This window comes from Halanaerobium saccharolyticum, assembly GCF_003259895.1.
In the GTDB taxonomy this organism is placed as follows: domain Bacteria; phylum Bacillota; class Halanaerobiia; order Halanaerobiales; family Halanaerobiaceae; genus Halanaerobium; species Halanaerobium saccharolyticum_A.
In genome coordinates this window covers 50,078-67,487 of the sequence record NZ_QLME01000004.1, presented here as the reverse complement: position 1 = coordinate 67,487, position 17,410 = coordinate 50,078, and the positions used below count along the sequence as shown (strand labels likewise).

General features: G+C 36.8%; 14 protein-coding genes and 1 pseudogene. 14 read left to right on the top strand and 1 reads right to left on the bottom strand.

Going from position 1 to position 17,410, the window contains the following annotated elements; translation table 11 throughout:
- The first annotated feature begins 229 nt into the window (after positions 1-229).
- The 14 genes and pseudogenes from C7958_RS04340 to pyrE all read left to right on the top strand — a co-directional run bounded on the left by C7958_RS04340 (position 230) and on the right by pyrE (position 16,499).
- Positions 230-661 carry an NADH-quinone oxidoreductase subunit NuoE family protein gene (locus tag C7958_RS04340; protein WP_111571450.1) on the top strand — a complete coding sequence of 144 codons (432 nt, stop codon included), beginning with the start codon at positions 230-232 and terminating at the stop codon, positions 659-661.
- Positions 662-705: 44 nt separating this feature from the next.
- Positions 706-1,938, top strand: a complete 1,233-nt coding sequence (locus tag C7958_RS04335; protein ID WP_111571449.1) for a complex I 51 kDa subunit family protein — start codon at positions 706-708, stop codon at positions 1,936-1,938.
- Positions 1,931-3,643, top strand: a complete 1,713-nt coding sequence (locus C7958_RS04330; protein WP_111571448.1) for an NADH-dependent [FeFe] hydrogenase, group A6 — start codon at positions 1,931-1,933, stop codon at positions 3,641-3,643. The genes C7958_RS04335 and C7958_RS04330 overlap by 8 nt, the downstream gene beginning before the upstream one ends.
- A 383-nt stretch (positions 3,644-4,026) precedes the next feature.
- Positions 4,027-5,115 (top strand): glutamine-hydrolyzing carbamoyl-phosphate synthase small subunit, encoded by a 1,089-nt coding sequence (gene carA / locus C7958_RS04325; protein ID WP_111571447.1) that lies wholly within the window; start codon positions 4,027-4,029, stop codon positions 5,113-5,115.
- Positions 5,108-8,323: a carbamoyl-phosphate synthase large subunit gene (gene carB, locus C7958_RS04320; RefSeq protein ID WP_111571446.1), complete on the top strand. Its 3,216-nt coding sequence runs from the start codon at positions 5,108-5,110 to the stop codon at positions 8,321-8,323. Before carA ends, carB begins: the two co-directional genes overlap by 8 nt.
- Positions 8,324-8,434: 111 nt before the next feature.
- A pseudogene (locus C7958_RS16070) lies at positions 8,435-8,677 on the top strand (alpha/beta hydrolase); the annotation flags it as partial.
- Positions 8,678-8,881: 204 nt separating this feature from the next.
- Entirely contained in the window at positions 8,882-9,421 is a 540-nt protein-coding gene (gene pyrR / locus C7958_RS04310) for a bifunctional pyr operon transcriptional regulator/uracil phosphoribosyltransferase PyrR (RefSeq protein WP_111571538.1), read from the top strand.
- Between the two features lie 231 nt (positions 9,422-9,652).
- Positions 9,653-10,951 (top strand): uracil-xanthine permease family protein, encoded by a 1,299-nt coding sequence (locus C7958_RS04305; RefSeq protein ID WP_111571444.1) that lies wholly within the window; start codon positions 9,653-9,655, stop codon positions 10,949-10,951.
- A 21-nt stretch (positions 10,952-10,972) separates the two neighbouring features.
- Positions 10,973-11,914 (top strand): aspartate carbamoyltransferase catalytic subunit, encoded by a 942-nt coding sequence (locus C7958_RS04300; protein ID WP_111571443.1) that lies wholly within the window; start codon positions 10,973-10,975, stop codon positions 11,912-11,914.
- The gene (locus tag C7958_RS04295) at positions 11,898-13,196 is read left to right on the top strand and encodes a dihydroorotase (RefSeq protein WP_111571442.1); all 1,299 of its coding nucleotides are present in this window, start codon (positions 11,898-11,900) and stop codon (positions 13,194-13,196) included. Before C7958_RS04300 ends, C7958_RS04295 begins: the two co-directional genes overlap by 17 nt.
- Positions 13,180-14,085 (top strand): orotidine-5'-phosphate decarboxylase, encoded by a 906-nt coding sequence (gene pyrF, locus C7958_RS04290; RefSeq protein ID WP_111571441.1) that lies wholly within the window; start codon positions 13,180-13,182, stop codon positions 14,083-14,085. The genes C7958_RS04295 and pyrF overlap by 17 nt, the downstream gene beginning before the upstream one ends.
- Before the next feature lie 67 nt (positions 14,086-14,152).
- On the top strand, positions 14,153-14,929 hold the full coding sequence (locus C7958_RS04285) for a dihydroorotate dehydrogenase electron transfer subunit (RefSeq protein WP_111571440.1): 777 nt from the start codon (positions 14,153-14,155) through the stop codon (positions 14,927-14,929).
- Positions 14,930-14,990: 61 nt separating this feature from the next.
- Positions 14,991-15,902 carry a dihydroorotate dehydrogenase gene (locus C7958_RS04280; protein WP_111571537.1) on the top strand — a complete coding sequence of 304 codons (912 nt, stop codon included), beginning with the start codon at positions 14,991-14,993 and terminating at the stop codon, positions 15,900-15,902.
- Between the two features lie 24 nt (positions 15,903-15,926).
- On the top strand, positions 15,927-16,499 hold the full coding sequence (pyrE, locus tag C7958_RS04275; protein ID WP_111571439.1) for an orotate phosphoribosyltransferase: 573 nt from the start codon (positions 15,927-15,929) through the stop codon (positions 16,497-16,499).
- Positions 16,500-16,593: 94 nt separating this feature from the next.
- Here pyrE and C7958_RS04270 read toward each other — a convergent pair whose 3' ends face one another.
- The gene (locus tag C7958_RS04270; protein ID WP_111571438.1) at positions 16,594-17,139 is read right to left on the bottom strand and encodes a glutathione peroxidase; all 546 of its coding nucleotides are present in this window, start codon (positions 17,137-17,139) and stop codon (positions 16,594-16,596) included.
- Positions 17,140-17,410: the final 271 nt, after the last annotated feature.

Below are 17,410 nucleotides of genomic sequence, written 5' to 3'. Positions count from 1 at the left end.
CCGGATCAACTCTATTAGATTAGCCAGAGTTGGCCGGTTTTTTGGAACTATCCCAAGCTAATTCTATAATTTATAAAAAAAGTTATTAACATTTGATTATAATGGTTGAGATGTGATATTATTAACTTAACAAAAAAAAAAGAGGCATCTACTTGTTGGTTAAAAAGACTGAAAATTCACAAGTATTTGATAAATTTAGTTAAAAATATCACAAAGGGGTTGGTTATTAATGGATAAGCTTAAATCTTTATTTTATCAGGACAGTCTTTTAGAAAAACTGCATCAAATTCAGATCACTTATGGTTATATTCCGGAAGCTGAAATTGAAAATTTGTCTGAGAAATATCAACTAGCACGGGCAAATGTTTATGGAGTAATTTCATTTTATTCAATGTTTTATACTGAACCGACCGGGAAATATATAATAAGGATTTGTGACAGTATTTCCTGTCATCTCAACGAATCCGATTCTGTTTTAAGGGCTGTAAAGTCATATTTGGGTTTAAAAAGTCATCAGACTACAGAGGATAAAAAATTTACATTAGAGGTGGTAGAATGTCTGGGCCACTGTGGAGAGGGACCAGTAATGATGGTTAATAATAAGATATTCACAAAAATAAATAAAAATAAGGCACTGGAAATTTTAAATGACTGTATGTAGCTTTAACTTCAATTTTATAGGAGCGTTTTGAAAGGAGTGAGCTTATGGCTCAAGAAAAATTATATCTTAAAGGAGATAAACTGCTGGATATCTCCAATTATGAATTCAAATCAATAAAAAATGCACTTCGAATTGGTAGAGAAAAAACAATTAAAAAAGTAAAAGATTCAGGTTTAAAAGGACGTGGAGGAGCGGGATTTCCCACAGGAATTAAATGGGAAATGGCCGCAGAGGTTGAGGGAAAAGAAAAATATGTGGTCTGTAATGCTGATGAGGGAGAACCCGGAACTTTTAAAGATAGATATTTACTGGAAGAAAGACCGCTTAAAGTTCTGGAAGGTATTATGCTTGCCGCTTATGCTGTTGGGGCAGATAAGGCTTATATTTATATTAGAGGGGAATATTCAAAATCAATTGAGATATTTTCTGAAATAATTGAAACTGCGAGAGAGAAAAAAATTCTAGATGCTAATTTATTTGACAGTGATTTTAAATTAGAATTAAAACTGATTAGAGGAGCAGGGGCTTATGTTTGTGGTGATGAAACATCATTAATTAATTCCATTGAAGGAAAAAGGGGACGTTCCCGGATTAAACCTCCTTATCCGATTGAGAAAGGATTGTTTAAGCAACCGACAGTGGTAAATAATGTGGAGAGTTTATGCTGTGCCGCAGAAGTTTTAAATCCGGATTCAGAAGAATTTTCAGAACTTGGAATTAAAGGCAGTAAGGGAACAAAACTGCTGTGCTTAAGTGGTGATTTAAATAAACCAGGACTTTATGAAGTTGAGTTTGCCCAAATCACTCTTGCAGAAATAATTTATGATTTAGGTGGAGGAATTAAAGGAAATGAGGATTTAAGATTTGTGATACCTGGAGGGATTTCAACTGCAGTAATTAAAGCAGAAGATTTAGATTTCCCCTACAGTTATCAGGCATTTGAAAAGAGAGGCAGTAGTCTGGGCTCAGGAGCGGTTATTGCAGTAAGTAAAAAACATGATCTTATAGATTTGATGTTAAATGTTTCCAGATTTTATATGGATGAAACCTGTGGCACCTGTTTTCCCTGTCGAGAAGGAAATAGGCAGATTAACAAAATATTAAATGCATTTAAAGAAGAAGATAGGAAAATAGAGACTGAGTTAATTTCAGATATTGGCAACACTATCAGATTAGCAGCTCGCTGTGGACTGGGACAGTCTTCTCTTAATTTTATTACATCGGTTATTGAAAACTATGGCAAAGAATTAAAGTTTGGAGGTAAAATTTATGCTTAGAGCAGAAATTGATGGACTCAATATTGAACTGGAAGAAAAAATTAGTATTTTAGATGCAGCTAAAAAAGCAAATATAAATATTCCCACTCTCTGTTATGAAGATGGATTGTCAATTTACGGTGGCTGTAGGTTATGTGTAGTAGAGGTTGAAGGAGAAGATCTGCTTAAACCTGCCTGTGCAACTGAGATTGAAGAAGGAATGAAAATAAAAACTCATTCTAAAAAGGTAAGAGATCTGAGGAAAAACTTATTTGAATTAATTATTGCAACTCATAATATTGACTGTCAGCTAAACTGTTTAACCTGCAGTCGGGCCAGTAATTGTGAATTAAAGGATATCGCTGAAGATATTGGGCTATCTAAGATGAGATTAGATCCCATAAAACGCGGTGATAGTGTTGATAACTCAAGTTATGCAGTTATCAGGGAACCAGAAAAATGCATCAGCTGTAATCGCTGTATCAGAAAATGTGAAGAAGTACAGGGAATAGGAATTTTTACAACAGCAAATAGAGGCCCGGAGACTGTAGTTACAACTTTTAAAGATAGAGGCATGGGGAATGTAGAATGTACTAACTGTGGCCAGTGTATTCTTTCCTGTCCAACAGGGGCCTTACACGAACTTTACCAAAAAGAATCAGTTTTAGATATTTTAAATGATGAAACTAAACATGTAGTTGTTCAGACTGCACCTGCGGTTAGAGTTGCAATTTCCGAGCCGTTTTCAAATCAGGCTGGAGATATATCTACGGGTCAGCTGGTTACAGCCTTAAAAAGACTGGGCTTTGATGCAGTTTTTGATACTAATTTTGCAGCTGATTTAACAATTATGGAGGAAGGAACAGAACTAATTGATAGAATAAATAATGATGGTAAATTGCCTCTATTTACTTCCTGCAGTCCGGGCTGGATTAAATTTATTGAGCACTTTTATCCCGAATATCTGGATAATCTTTCATCTGCTAAATCACCACAGCAGATGTTTGGAGCAGTTGCTAAAAGCTATTATGCTAAGGAAGCAGGTATTGATTCTGATAAGATTGTTGTAGTCTCAATAATGCCCTGTACAGCTAAAAAATTCGAAGCTAAAAGAGAAGAAATGGCCGGGGATGTAGATTATGTTTTAACCACCAGAGAACTTGCTTCTATTATTAAATCAGCAGGCATTGATTTTCTTAATTTAGAAGAGAGTGAATATGACGAATTATTAGGAGTTTCATCTGGGGCAGCAGATATTTTTGGAACTACAGGTGGAGTAATGGAAGCAGCTCTGAGAACAGCCACTGAATTAATCACTGGAGAAGAACTTGGGAAAATTGAATTTGAAGCTGTAAGAGGGCTGGAAGGAATAAAGAAGGCTGAAGTAGAGATTGGTGGTTTAAAACTAAGAGCTGCAGTTGCTAATGGACTTGGTAATGCACGTAAAGTAATGGAAATGATCAAAGATGGAGAAGAATTTGATTTTATAGAGTTTATGGCCTGCCCGGGTGGGTGTATGGGCGGAGGTGGCCAGCCTATTTCCTCTGATAAAAATGTTTTAGAAAAAAGGCAGCAGGCTATTTATAAAATTGATAAAAGTAAAAAAATGAGAAAATCTCACGAAAATCCTTATATAAAAAAATTATATGATAACTATCTTGAAAAACCAGGTAGTGAAATTGCACATAAGTTACTGCATACTAAGTATAAGGCCAGAAAAATTTAATAAAAATTAATAAATTGCTATTAAATTAAGTACCAATTAAGCTAAAATAATTAATTTTCTTAATCTTAGCTTCTCTATTGACAGTTTAATTTTTAAATGGTAAACTATACAACAATAATAAAAGAATATAATTTCCTTTTAAATCAGTCCAGAGAGGCTGGTAAAGGTATACAGGTATAGCTATATTTAGCATTTTATAGTCTAACTATATCAATTTTAACCTTCAAACCATTCTTTCTGGTGCGAGGGTTTTATTTTTATCAATAAACTTTAGTGCTTTGATTTAAAAGCAGATTAAGGGAATAAAGAAGTAAAGTAATAAAGTAGAATTTCTAAAATCACTGGAGTGATTCTAGTAAAAGAAAAAAAGTGGAGGTAGTTCAATGAAAAAAGCAAAACTTGTTCTAGAAGAAGGGAGTATTTTCGAAGGAGAAATTTTTGGGGCTGAAAAAGAAAGTGCTGGCGAAATTGTTTTTAACACCAGCATGACTGGATATCAGGAAATTTTAACTGATCCTTCCTATAAAGGAGAAATAGTATGCATGACTTATCCTTTGATAGGTAATTATGGAATTAATACTGATGATTTTGAGTCTTCTAAATCACATGTTAATGGTTTTATTGTCAAAGAATTTGCTGAGGAACCAGAAAATTGGCGCCTGAAAAGAAAACTTGAGAAATACTTAAATGAAAATGGGATTACAGCAATCAGCGGAATAGACACCAGAGCTCTTACTAAAATACTTCGGCGACAGGGAACAATGCGTGGAATCATAACTACTGAAAATTTAGGTGAAGAAAAATTAATAGAGAAAGCAAAAGAAGCTCCAGGCCTGTCTGGTCGAGATTTAGTTTCACTCGTCAGCAGGAAAAAAATAAAAAAATATGGAGCAGGAAATAAATATAAGGTAGTTTTAGTTGACTGTGGGGCTAAAGCAAATATTAAGAATTCACTTCTAAAGCGAAATTGTGAAGTAATAATGGTTCCGGCCAGTACTTCAGCCAGGAAAATTTTAGATTTTGAACCTGATGGAGTAATGTTTTCGAATGGACCAGGAGATCCGGAAGCTGCAGACTATGTGGCAGATACAATTGCTAATCTTTTGGGTGAAGTTGTGATTTTTGGAATCTGTCTTGGCCATCAGCTTTTAGGTCGAGCCTGTGGTGCTGACACATATAAACTTAAATTCGGTCATCGGGGAGCAAATCATCCGGTTAAAGACTTAAGTACAAATAGAGTCTATATTACTTCTCAAAATCATGGTTTTGCAATCAGGGAAGAATCTTTGCTTGATCTGGAACTGGAGTTAACTCACATTAATGTAAATGATAAAACAGTAGAAGGTTTTAAACATCAAAAATATCAGGCTTTTTCTGTCCAGTATCATCCAGAAGCATCTCCGGGTCCGGAAGACTCACACTATTTATTTGATCAATTTATAGAAATGTTTAAAGGAGGAAAAGATGCCTAAACGAGAAGATATTAAAAAAGTTATGGTTATTGGTTCCGGCCCGATTATTATTGGACAGGCAGCAGAATTTGATTATTCTGGCAGTCAGGCCTGTCGTGCACTTAAAGAAGAAGGTCTGGAAGTTGTACTTGTTAACAGTAATCCAGCCACCATTATGACAGATGAGAATATGGCTGATCGAGTTTATATTGAACCTTTAACTGTTGAAAGTATTATAGAAATTTTGAAAAAGGAAAATCCGGATGGATTAATTCCTACTTTAGGAGGCCAGATTGCTCTAAATCTGGCAATTGACTTAGAAGAAACAAATATTTTAAAAGATTTGAATGTAGAGCTTTTAGGAACACCAATTGATACAATTGAGAAGGCAGAAGATAGAAATACCTTTAAAGAATTAATGAATGAGATTGGAGAACCAATTTTAGACAGTAAAATTGCCGAAAATATTGATCAGGCAGCAGAGATTGCAGCAGGAATTGGTTATCCAGTGATTGTTCGTCCGGCCTATACAATGGGAGGCACTGGTGGTGGAGTTGCTGATAATTTAGAAGAATTAAAAGAAATTACCGCCCGTGGTTTTAAACACAGTCTGATTGGACAGGTTTTAATAGAAAAAAGTATTAAAGGCTGGAAGGAAATAGAATATGAAGTAATGCGGGATGCGAATGATAATTGTATAGTTGTCTGCAATATGGAAAACTTTGATCCGGTGGGTGTTCATACTGGAGATAGTATTGTAGTCGCTCCCAGTCAGACCCTGACAGATAAAGAATACCAGATGTTTAGAAGCTCGGCTTTAAAGATAATTAGAGCCCTGGGAATCGAAGGAGGCTGTAATGTTCAGTATGCCCTGGATCCGGAGAGCTTTCAGTATTATATAATTGAAGTGAATCCACGAGTCAGTCGTTCCAGTGCTCTGGCGTCAAAAGCAACCGGCTACCCAATTGCTAAGGTTTCAGCCAGAATTGCTCTTGGTTATACTTTAGATGAAATAGAGAATGCGATTACAGGTAAAACTACTGCCTGTTTTGAGCCGGCTCTGGATTATGTAGTCTTTAAAATTCCTCGCTGGCCTTTTGATAAGTTTCATTATGCCGATCGGGGTCTTGGAACTCAGATGAAGGCCACTGGAGAAGTAATGGCTATCGAGAGAAACCTGGAAGCTTCAATGCTTAAAGCAGTGCGTTCACTGGAAATCGGTCGTTATGGATTTTATTTAGAAGAGTTTCGAAAAATGAATGATCAGGAGATTGAAGAGGACTTATTTGCAGCAGATGATAATAGACTATTTGTGATTGCTGAAGCACTTCGCCGGGGCTGGACAGTGGAGAAAGTCCATCAAATTACTGAGATCAGCACTTTCTTTTTACACAAAATTAAAAATATCATTGAGTTAGAAAACTCTCTGGCAGCAAATAAAGATAAGATAAATGAAAATCGAGAACTTCTGCTGGAGTCTAAAGAAAAAGGATTTTCGGATTCGGAGATTGCCCTTTTAACTGAAAGAACTGAAGCAGAAATTAAATCTATTAGAGACCAACTGCAGCTTAAACCAGTATTTAAAATGGTGGATACCTGTGCTGCAGAATTTGAAGCAGAAACTCCATACTATTATTCTTCCTATGAGAAGATTAATGAGGCTGAGCCAACTGATAAGAAAAAAGTTATGGTTATTGGGTCAGGGCCTATCAGAATTGGTCAGGGTATAGAATTTGACTACTGTAGTGTTCATTCTGCCTGGACTTTAAATGAAGAAGGTTATGAGTCGATTATAGTTAATAATAATCCAGAAACTGTGAGTACAGATTTTGATACCTCAGACAGATTATATTTTGAACCTCTGACAAAAGAGGATATTATGCATATTATTGAGAACGAGAAGCCCGAAGGTGTAATCTGTCAGTTTGGTGGTCAGACAGCCGTTAATTTAGCAGAGCCGCTGGCAGAAGCAGGAGTAGAAATTTTAGGAACTTCAGTTGATTCAATTGATCTGGCAGAAGACAGGGATAGATTTATAGGGCTTTTAAATGAGCTTGAGATCCCTGTTCCTGCTGGAGAAGTCGCTGCTTCACTTGCGGAAGCAGAAAAAATTGCAGCAGAGATTGAATATCCGGTGCTTGTTAGACCTTCTTATGTACTCGGAGGACGGGCAATGGAAGTTGTTTATAATAAAGAAGAACTAGAAGAATATATGCGGAATGCAGTTAAGGTGTCTCCAGATAGACCAGTTCTGGTAGATAAATATTTAACTGGAACGGAGATTGAAATTGATGCAATTTCTGATGGAGAAACAGTGATTGTTCCAGGAATTATGGAACATGTAGAAAGAGCAGGAGTTCACTCCGGTGACAGTATAGCTGTTTACCCACCCCATCGCCTTTCGGAAGAGTTGAAAGAAAAAGCAGTAGAATATACTGAAAGAATTTCGCGGGCCCTAAATGTCAAAGGGGTTGTTAACATTCAGTATGTGGTAAGCGAAGGTGAAATCTTTGTCATTGAAGTTAATCCCCGCTCCAGTCGGACAATTCCCTATCTCAGTAAGGTAACAGGTGTGCCGATGGTTGATCTGGCAACAAAGGCTCTGCTGGGCAGAAAACTAAAAGATTTAGGTTGGGAAAGTGGAATGGTTCCTGAAAAAGAGCATGTAGCAGTTAAAGTGCCAGTTTTTTCCTTTTCTAAATTAACTCAGGTAGATACCAATCTGGGACCAGAGATGAAATCAACTGGAGAGGTTTTAGGACTTGCTGAGAGTTATGAAAAGGCCCTCTATAAAGGGTTAATTGGAGCTGGACTTGAAATTCCCCGGGCAGGAACAATTCTGGCAACAATTGCCGATAAAGATAAAGCAGAAGCAGTCAATTATATTAAAGACTTTGCAGGTCTCGGTTTTAAGATTGCTGCCACCGAGGGAACAGCAGCGGCTTTAAAAGCAGAGGGTCTGGAAGTTGATATCGTTAAAAAGATAGGTGAAGGTTCACCTGACTCACTGGAAATGATTGCTGATGATCAGGTTGATTTAGTAATCAACACCCTGACTAAAGGTAAGATTCCGGAAAGAGATGGTTTTAAAATCAGAAGATCAGCAGTAGAAATGGGAATTCCCTGTTTAACTTCACTGGACACAACTCATGCTATGCTCAAAGTCTTAAAAGAGATTGAACATGGAGAAAGAATAGAGTATAAAGCACTTCAGGATTATCAAAAATAATAATGTTGGTACCGGGTACTTGGATTTATTTTCCATATAATTTACTTGTACCTGGTACCAATTATGATATAATAAGCTCAAAATAGAAAAAGTGGTGGGGATCATAATCTAAAGGATCCATATCTTTCTCCTGCCTATGCTGATTTAAGTGGATTACCGCCAATTTTAATTCAGACTGGAACTGACGAAATACTCTTAAGTGACAGTAGAATTATAGAGAAAAAAGCTAAAGCAGCAGGAGTAGAAATAGAGTTAATCGAATATCCCGGAATGTATCATACATTTTATCTTTTTACCCCTTCAATTCCGGAGAGCAAAGAAGCCTGGCAGAAGATTGAAGAATTTATAAAATAAATATTCCATTTTTGCTTGACTTGATCTGATGCTTCTGATAAAATTATTTCAAATAAGATAATGATTCTTTAAATTAGTCCAGAGAGGCTAGTAAGGGAAAATATAAATTTTAGCAACCTTCTTACTATGCTGTGAGAAGGTTATTTTTTTGCCGCTAGATATATTCTCCCCTCAGAGGAGGTAATTTTTTTGGATAAGTCAGAAATGAAGATAAAAAAAGAGCTAATCGACTCAGCAGCTATGGGCCGTGCAATTACAAGAATTGCCCATGAGATTTTAGAAAAAAACAAGGGGACTGCTGACCTGGTTTTGATTGGTATCAGAACTCGAGGTGTACCTCTTGCAGAAAGATTGGCAGCTAAGATTGAAGAGATCGAAGGGATCAAATTACCAACCGGGATTTTAGACATAACTCTTTACCGGGATGATCTGTCGACTGTAGCCCAGCAGCCAATTGTGCATCGGACAGAAATCCCTTTTGATATTACAGGCAAAAAAGTGGTACTAGTTGATGATGTTTTATACACTGGACGGACTGTGAGAGCAGCACTTGATGCTCTGATTGATCTGGGGCGTCCTTTACAAATTCAGCTGGCAATAATGATTGATCGCGGTCACCGTGAACTGCCGATTAGAGCAGATTTTGTTGGTAAAAATCTACCGACTTCTAAAGATGAAGTTGTAGATGTTAATTTTAAAGAAATTGACGAAAAAGATGCAGTTTTACTGCTGGAAAAAACCTGAGATAAAAATAATTAAATAGTATATCCTTTAAATTGGTCCAGAGAGGCCGGTAAGGAATTAAATCAGCAGACTCTATCTCTGTAAAAGTAGATAGAAAATGCTTAAAGAATTTAAACTCCTTATCAGTCAAACTGGTAGGGAGTTTTTTAATGTCCATTTAAATTTATAGTTTAAAAAGAGGGAATTTGACAGAAGTTTTTCAATAATTTTATAACACCCAGGAGGTATAAAATGAAAATTTTAACACAAAGTAAAGAAAATTTAGCTCAACTTAAGGAAGATGGTATAACAAGACATCGATTATTTATTCTGGCCTTACAGCACATGTTTGCCATGTTTGGATCAACAGTACTGGTGCCGGCACTGACAGGACTAAATCCTGCAGTAGCACTTTTCACTTCCGGTCTCGGAACACTGATTTTTCACTTAATAACTGGTGGAAAAGTACCAGCTTATCTCGGTTCTTCTTTTGCCTTTATCGCTCCTATCATAGCAGCTCAAAATCAGTTTGGTCGAGATGGAGCTATGCTCGGAATTATCACAGTTGGTCTTGTTTATGCTCTGATGTCAGTAGTAATTAGACTTCTGGGCACAGAATTTTTCCGTAAGCTGCTGCCACCGGTAGTAATTGGCCCGGTAATCATTACAATTGGTCTTGGTCTTGCTCCAACTGCTAAAGATATGGCTTCAGAACATTTATTAGTAGCCTTTGTTACTCTGGCAATCGCTGTTGGAGTCAGTGTATTTGCAAAGGGAATTATTAAAGTTATTCCAATCTTACTCGGAATCATCGGTGGATATACCTTTGCTGCCTTCCTGGGACTTGTAAACTTTGCTCCGGTAATGGAAGCTTCCTGGTTGTCTCTGCCTAAGTTTGCCTTGCCAGCAGTCAGCGTTAATTTAAGAGCAATCTCACTGGTAGCACCGATTGCTTTAGTAACCATGGTTGAGCATTTAGGTGATGTTGTAGCAATCAGTTCTACTGTTAAAAAAGACTTTATAGAAGAGCCCGGTTTGCACAGAACCCTTCTAGGTGACGGAATTGCAACTTTAGTTGCCGGACTTTTTGGTGGACCCCCTAACACAACCTATGGTGAAAATGTAGGAGTTTTAGCCCTGACAAAAGTTTACAACCCTATGATTATTCAGCTGACAGCAGTTATAGTAATCTTAAGTTCTTTTGTCCAGAAAGTTGGAGTTTTAATTCAAACTATCCCCACAGCAGTAATGGGAGGAATTGTTTTCCTACTCTTCGGCATGATAGCTTCAATTGGACTCAGAACCTTAGTTGAAAATGAAGTAGATCTTTCTAAAAATAGAAATCTGGTTATTGTTTCAGTAACTCTGGTAGTTGGAATTTCGAATCTGACTCTAAGCTTTGCTGGATTGGAATTTGGTGGAATGGGACTGGCAGCGATAGTCGGAATAGTAATGAACTTAATCTTACCAGCAATGGACAAAGATGATGAGGTAGAAGAACTTGATGAAGATCTAAATCTGGAGCCAGAATTGAGATATGAAGCTAACTAAATCCGGGCAGGAGGTAAGTAGATGAGTTTAAAAAGAAAAGACTTTTTGGGACTTTATGATGTATCTAAAGAAGAAATCAATGAAATTCTGGATACTGCAGTAGCTATGAAAGATATTTTGACGAGAACCGTAAAAAAGGTTCCAACTCTGCGTGGAAAGACAGTTATCAATTTATTTTATGAACCTTCAACCAGAACTAAGTTTTCCTTTAATCTTGCTGCAAAAAGATTAAGTGCAGATGTGATGAGTATTTCCAAATCTTCCAGCAGTATAGCAAAAGGAGAAAGTCTGCTGGATACAGCAAAAACTATGGAAGTTATGGGAGCTGATGTGGTAGTTATCAGACACAGCGCTCCTGGAGCAGCTAAATTTCTGGCCGAGAATATTTCAGCAAGTGTACTTAATGCAGGAGATGGTGCTCATGCTCATCCAACTCAGGCACTTCTTGATATCTACAGTATCAAAGAAAAACTTGGCCAGATTGCAGGTCTTAAAGTATTAATTGTGGGTGATATTGCTCACAGTCGGGTGGCTAGATCAAATATCTGGGGTTTAAATAAACTGGGAGCTGAAGTTGCAGTTGCCGGACCACAGACTTTAATTCCACGGGAAATAGAAAAAATGGGAGTTAAAGTATATTCTGATCTGGATCGTGCCCTGGAAAATGTAGATGTAGTCAATATTTTAAGAATCCAGATGGAAAGACAGGAAAGCGGACTCTTTCCTTCGATTAGAGAATATAGAGAAATTTACGGAATGAATGCAGAACGCTTAGAGCGGATCGGCAAAAAAGCGATGATTATGCATCCGGGACCAATGAATCGGGGAATTGAAATTGAAAGTTCAGTTGCAGATAGCTCACAGTCAGTAATTACCGAACAGGTCAAAAACGGTGTGGCAATTAGAATGGCACTCCTTTATTTACTGGCCGGGAGGGAGATAGATAATGAAAACCTTAATTAAAAATGGAAGAGTTTTTGATTCTAAAAATGGACTTGCAGGAAAAAATGATATTTTAATTGAAGGTAATAAAATTTTCGAAATAAATAAAGAGATAAAAAATCAGGACTATGAAGTGATAGATGCGGAAGGTAAAATTATTATTCCTGCTTTAATTGACATCCATACTCACCTTAGAGAGCCCGGTTTTGAAGAAAAAGAAACAGTTAAAACTGGCTGTGAAGCAGCGGCTGCAGGAGGATTTTCTGCAGTTGCAGCCATGCCAAATACAAAACCGATTGCTGATAATCCAGCTGTGGTCGAGCATCTTAAATTGAAATCAGAAAAAGCAGCTGTTAGAGTATATCCGATCGGAAGTATTACTCAGGACAGCAAAGGAGAGGTTCTTTCGGAAATTGGAACTCTGGCGAAAACTGGGGTTAAAGCACTTTCTGATGATGGGAATCCGGTTATGAATTCTGAAATTATGCGGCGAGCAATGGAATATGCATCTGCTTTTGATCTGCCAATAATTGATCACTGTGAAGATAAAAATCTTTCTCAGGATGGGGTAATGCACGAAGGGTATTATTCAACAATTTTCGGACTGAAAGGTATTCCGGCGGCGGCTGAAGAAATTATGGTGGCTCGAGATATAGTGCTGGCAGAAATGACTGGAATCCATCTCCATATAGCCCACCTCAGCACAGAAGGAAGTCTAAACCTGGTCAAAGAGGCAAAATCACGGGGAGTAAATGTAACTTTCGAAGTCACACCTCATCACTTATTGTTAACTGATAAGGAAGTGGGAGATTATAATCCTGATACCAAGGTTCATCCTCCTCTCCGGTCAGAAAGAGATAAAAATATTTTAGTAGAAGCTCTAAAAGCTGGCGAAATAGATGTGCTGACAACTGACCATGCCCCTCACACCTTTGAGGATAAGCTGGGAGAATTTGATTATGCAGCTTTTGGAATTTCCGGTTTAGAAACAGTACTCTCACTTTTATATCATAATTTTATTAAAACAAAAATTATTGACTGGGATGATTTACTCAGAATGTATTATTACAACCCTGGTAAAATATTAAATATTGAGTCTGAAGGTTTAAAGCAGGGAGCAAGAGCAGATCTTCTGATTTTTGATCCGGAGCGAGAATGGACTGTTGATAAAAACAAATTTAAATCTAAGGGTAAAAATACTCCCTTTGCCGGTCAGAAGTTAAGTGGCAAAAATGAGCTGACTTTTGTCGGTGGTAAGCTAGTCTATGATGACCGAGGAGGAAAAAATGAAATACTTTATTGATCAGCTGCAGCAGAAAATTGAAGCTAAAGATTCAAGAATTTGTGTAGGACTGGATCCGCACCTGGAACTGATGCCGGAAAACATTATGGCACCTGAATTGCTAGAAGATCTGGAATCAAATCAGAAAGAAATCACAGCATCAGTCTTAAAATTTAATCAAGATTTAATTGATGCAGTTGCTGATATGACAGCAGTTGTAAAGCCACAAATGGCATTTTACGAAAAACTTGGAGTACCTGGTATGAAATGTCTCTGGCAAACAATAGCCTATGCTAAAACTAAAGACTTAATTGTACTACTGGATGGGAAGAGGAATGATATCAGTTCCACAGCAGGGGCATATGCGGAAGCTTATCTTGAAAACAAAAAAATCGGAATAGATTCGATAACAATCAATCCATATTTAGGTAGAGATGGAGTACTTCCGTTTTTGAGAAATAGAGAAAGAGGAGCATTTGCACTGTTAAGAACTTCAAATCCCTCTGCAGGAGACCTGCAGGATCTTAAACTGAATGATGGCAGAACAGTTTATCAGGCAGTTGGAGATTTTCTACAGGAAATAGGAAGAGATTATATTGGTGAATCTGGATATTCTAATCTGGCAGCAGTGGTTGGAGCAACCTATCCAGAGGAATTAAAAGAAATAAGAGCTCAGCTTGATTTAGTATTTTTCTTAATTCCTGGTTTTGGCGCTCAGGGTGGAGGAGCAGCAGATATAAAAGCAGGTTTTGATAATGATGGCAGAGGAGCAGTTGTTAATTCATCGCGGGGTATTAATTTTGCCTACAGAAAAGAAGAATATTCTCATTTTGGGTCAAAAAACTATGCCAAAGCAGCAAGAGCTGCAGCCGCAAAGATGAAGAAGGAAATTAATGATGTTTTAAAATAGTGGTGTTCTGGTACCGGGTACCTGGGAATAATTCCCAGGTACCCGGTACCACTAAAGGAGGATTTTTATGTTTAAAATAATTGCTAATAGAGAGGTTGGACCTGGAATTTTTCAGCTTGTTTTAAATTATGATCAGCTGCCTCAAAATCCAGAGCCAGGACATTTTTTTAATATCAAAGTCAGCCAGGATGGTAGTGAGGATCCGCTTTTGAGAAGACCATTTAGTATTTTTGATTTTGATGCAGCAGAAAAAAAGATAGAATTTATTTACAGAGTAATTGGGAAAGGAACAAAAATCCTTTCAAATTTAGATAATGGTACTGAGCTTGATGTATTAGGCCCTCTGGGAACTCCTTTTTCTTTAAATAAGTCAGGTGGAAATATTCATTTGATCGGTGGAGGAATGGGAATTGCTCCTTTATATTACCTTGCCAAGAAGTTAAAAAGCAGCAGGCAGACACTATACCTGGGAGCTGCAAATAAAGCAGAATTGGAATTTTTTGAAGAAAAGTTTAAAGGACTCGGTGTAGAATGTCATCTGGCAGCAATGGAAGAAAAACTGGAGATCAAGGGCTCAGCTCTTGTATTATGGCTAAATTATCTTGAAAAAAATACTCCAGATTATATTTATACCTGTGGCCCAGAAAAAATGCTGGCAGCAGTTGAAAAGGAAGCCCTGAAAAATAATATTGGTGGGGAACTTTCGGTTGAAAAGAGGATGGGCTGTGGAATTGGAGTCTGTTTATCCTGCAGCTGTGAATCTCGTGCTCAGGATCAGAAAAATAAAAGAGCCTGTGTGGAAGGTCCAGTCTTTGGATTGGGGGAGGTAATTCTTGGTGCTTAAAGAAGAGGTAGATAGTATAAACGATGAATTAACTGAATCTAACTTGAATTTATCAGTAGTAATGAACTCACAACAGCATCAGCAGCAGAATAATTTGAAATTGAAAAATCCTCTGATTACTGCTTCAGGAACCTGTGGAAATGGGAAAGAACTGGCTGATTTTTTTGATATAAATCAGCTGGGAGCATTTACAACTAAAGGGATTACAGTTAAGCCCCAGACTGGGAACAAAACACCGCGAATAGCAGAGACTGCAGCTGGAATTATTAATTCTATTGGTTTAGAAAATCCAGGTGTAGATAGCTTTATTAAAGATATTTTGCCGGAAACTAAAAATTATAGTCTGCCAATTTTAGCTAATATTTCTGGCTACAGTCAGAAGGATTTTATAACTCTGGCAGAAAAATTAGAAGGAAGAAAAGAACTTGCCGGGATTGAAATTAATTTATCCTGTCCCAATATTAAAGGTGGTGGCATGATTTTTGGTACCGCTCCAGAAAAGGTTTATCAGATCACAAAAAAAGTTAGAGAAATTTATTCTGGTTACATTATAGTTAAACTGACTCCGAATATTACTGATATTACTGAAACTGCTCTGGCTGCAGAAAATGCAGGAGCAGATGCAGTGGCCATGATTAATACTCTTTCGGCAATGAAAATTGACATTGACCAGCAAAAGCCTCTGCTTGCTAATACTTTTGGTGGTCTTTCCGGGCCAGCAGTCCGACCGGTAGCAGTAAGGATGGTCTATCAGAGTTATAAAAAACTTAATATCCCAATTTTAGGGTTGGGAGGAGTTCGCAGCGGCAGTGATGTGATTGAATTTATGCTGGCTGGAGCAACAACAGTTGGAATTGGAACAGTCAATATGATTGATCCTACAGCCGGGCCAAGAATTATCGGTGAAATTAAAGAATACATGCTTAAACATCAAATTACGAATTTGAGTTCAATTATTGGAGCAGCTCATTAAATTTATTAAACAGGAGTGGATGAGATGACAAAAGAGAAAATTAGAGAATTATTAGTAGAGACGAATGTAATTCAGGAAGGACATTTTGTTTTAAGCTCAGGTCGACATGCGGATATTTATATGCAGTGTGCAAAAGTTTTGCAGTATCCAGAACATGCTTCAACTCTGGCGGCTGAGATTGCAAAAAAATGGACCGATGAAGAAATAGATGTAGTTATTGGTCCGGCTCTGGGAGGAGTTGTCTTATCCTATGCGGTGGCCGAAGAACTTGGAGTCCGTTCAATCTTCAGTGAACGCAAAAGTGGTGAAATGAAGATCAGACGTGGTTTTGAATTGGAAGTTGGCGAAAAAGTGCTGGTTGTAGAAGATGTTGTGACAACAGGTGGCTCAGTTAAAGAAGTACTGGCAGTTCTAGAAGAGCTGGATGTAGAAATAGTTGGATTAAGCTCAATAGTTGATCGCAGTAATGGAGAAGTTGGGTTCAATTATGATTTTAAACCACTGCTGCCGGTCGATATTAAATCCTATAAAGCAGGTCAATGTGAATTATGTCAGCAAGGTATGCCAATTACCCGTCCAGGAAGTAAAGAAAAATAATTTTAAATTTATATGGCTCCTTTTTAAGTTGTTTGCACTTAAAAAGGAGCCAATTTATATCTTATTGAGTTATTTTTTAATAACTGGATTTAATTTATAATAAAGACTTGATTTCTGATTCCATTTCTTCTGGTTCAACTGTAGGCTCAAATCTTTCTACAATTTTGCCATCTCTATCAACTAAGAATTTAGTGAAATTCCATCGTATTTCACTATTTTCTAAATAAGAAGGATAATGTTCAACTAAAATTTCTTTCAACTTAGATGACATTTTTTTATTATCTTCAAAACCATGATCAGGACCATTTTCTTTTAAATATGTAAATAAAGGATGCGAGTTTTCGCCATTAACATCTATTTTTGCAAAAAGAGGGAAACTTACTCCATAATTAATCTTACAGAATTCTCTTATTTCATCATTACTACCCGGATCCTGTTCTAAAAATTGATTGCAGGGAAATCCCAGGATAACTAATCCATCATCTTTATATTTTTGATACAGTTTTTCTAAACCTTCATATTGAGGAGTAAAACCACATTTACTGGCTGTGTTGACAATCAGCAGAACCTTGTTTTTAAAATCAGATAGAGATTTTTCTTCATTATTATTTAATTTTGCCTTAAAATCATAAATACTCATTAATATTCCTCCTTGTATTTTGCACAATTTAATTTGATACAATATAATATAACATAGTCTAGTATTTTTGTCAAGTTGAAAGCTCGCAACTAATTTATTATAATTTTATTTAAATTAAATGGATTAGTAAATTTGTTTAAGTGAAAAACAATAATTTAAATCTCGCCTTTTTAGACAGAAATTTTTATATTAAAGTGATTTGATAAGGATTGTATGCTGTCAACAAAAATAATTATAAAACTTAGCTTATGTATATAAAGACAAAATCCTG

Coding starts and splice junctions, on each gene's coding strand:
- C7958_RS04340 (WP_111571450.1), top strand. CDS start 230: ATGGATAAGCTTAAATCTTTATTTTATCAGGACAGTCTTTTAGAAAAA.
- C7958_RS04335 (WP_111571449.1), top strand. CDS start 706: ATGGCTCAAGAAAAATTATATCTTAAAGGAGATAAACTGCTGGATATC.
- C7958_RS04330 (WP_111571448.1), top strand. CDS start 1,931: ATGCTTAGAGCAGAAATTGATGGACTCAATATTGAACTGGAAGAAAAA.
- carA (WP_111571447.1), top strand. CDS start 4,027: ATGAAAAAAGCAAAACTTGTTCTAGAAGAAGGGAGTATTTTCGAAGGA.
- carB (WP_111571446.1), top strand. CDS start 5,108: ATGCCTAAACGAGAAGATATTAAAAAAGTTATGGTTATTGGTTCCGGC.
- pyrR (WP_111571538.1), top strand. CDS start 8,882: ATGAAGATAAAAAAAGAGCTAATCGACTCAGCAGCTATGGGCCGTGCA.
- C7958_RS04305 (WP_111571444.1), top strand. CDS start 9,653: ATGAAAATTTTAACACAAAGTAAAGAAAATTTAGCTCAACTTAAGGAA.
- C7958_RS04300 (WP_111571443.1), top strand. CDS start 10,973: ATGAGTTTAAAAAGAAAAGACTTTTTGGGACTTTATGATGTATCTAAA.
- C7958_RS04295 (WP_111571442.1), top strand. CDS start 11,898: ATGAAAACCTTAATTAAAAATGGAAGAGTTTTTGATTCTAAAAATGGA.
- pyrF (WP_111571441.1), top strand. CDS start 13,180: ATGAAATACTTTATTGATCAGCTGCAGCAGAAAATTGAAGCTAAAGAT.
- C7958_RS04285 (WP_111571440.1), top strand. CDS start 14,153: ATGTTTAAAATAATTGCTAATAGAGAGGTTGGACCTGGAATTTTTCAG.
- C7958_RS04280 (WP_111571537.1), top strand. CDS start 14,991: ATGAACTCACAACAGCATCAGCAGCAGAATAATTTGAAATTGAAAAAT.
- pyrE (WP_111571439.1), top strand. CDS start 15,927: ATGACAAAAGAGAAAATTAGAGAATTATTAGTAGAGACGAATGTAATT.
- C7958_RS04270 (WP_111571438.1), bottom strand. CDS start 17,139: ATGAGTATTTATGATTTTAAGGCAAAATTAAATAATAATGAAGAAAAA.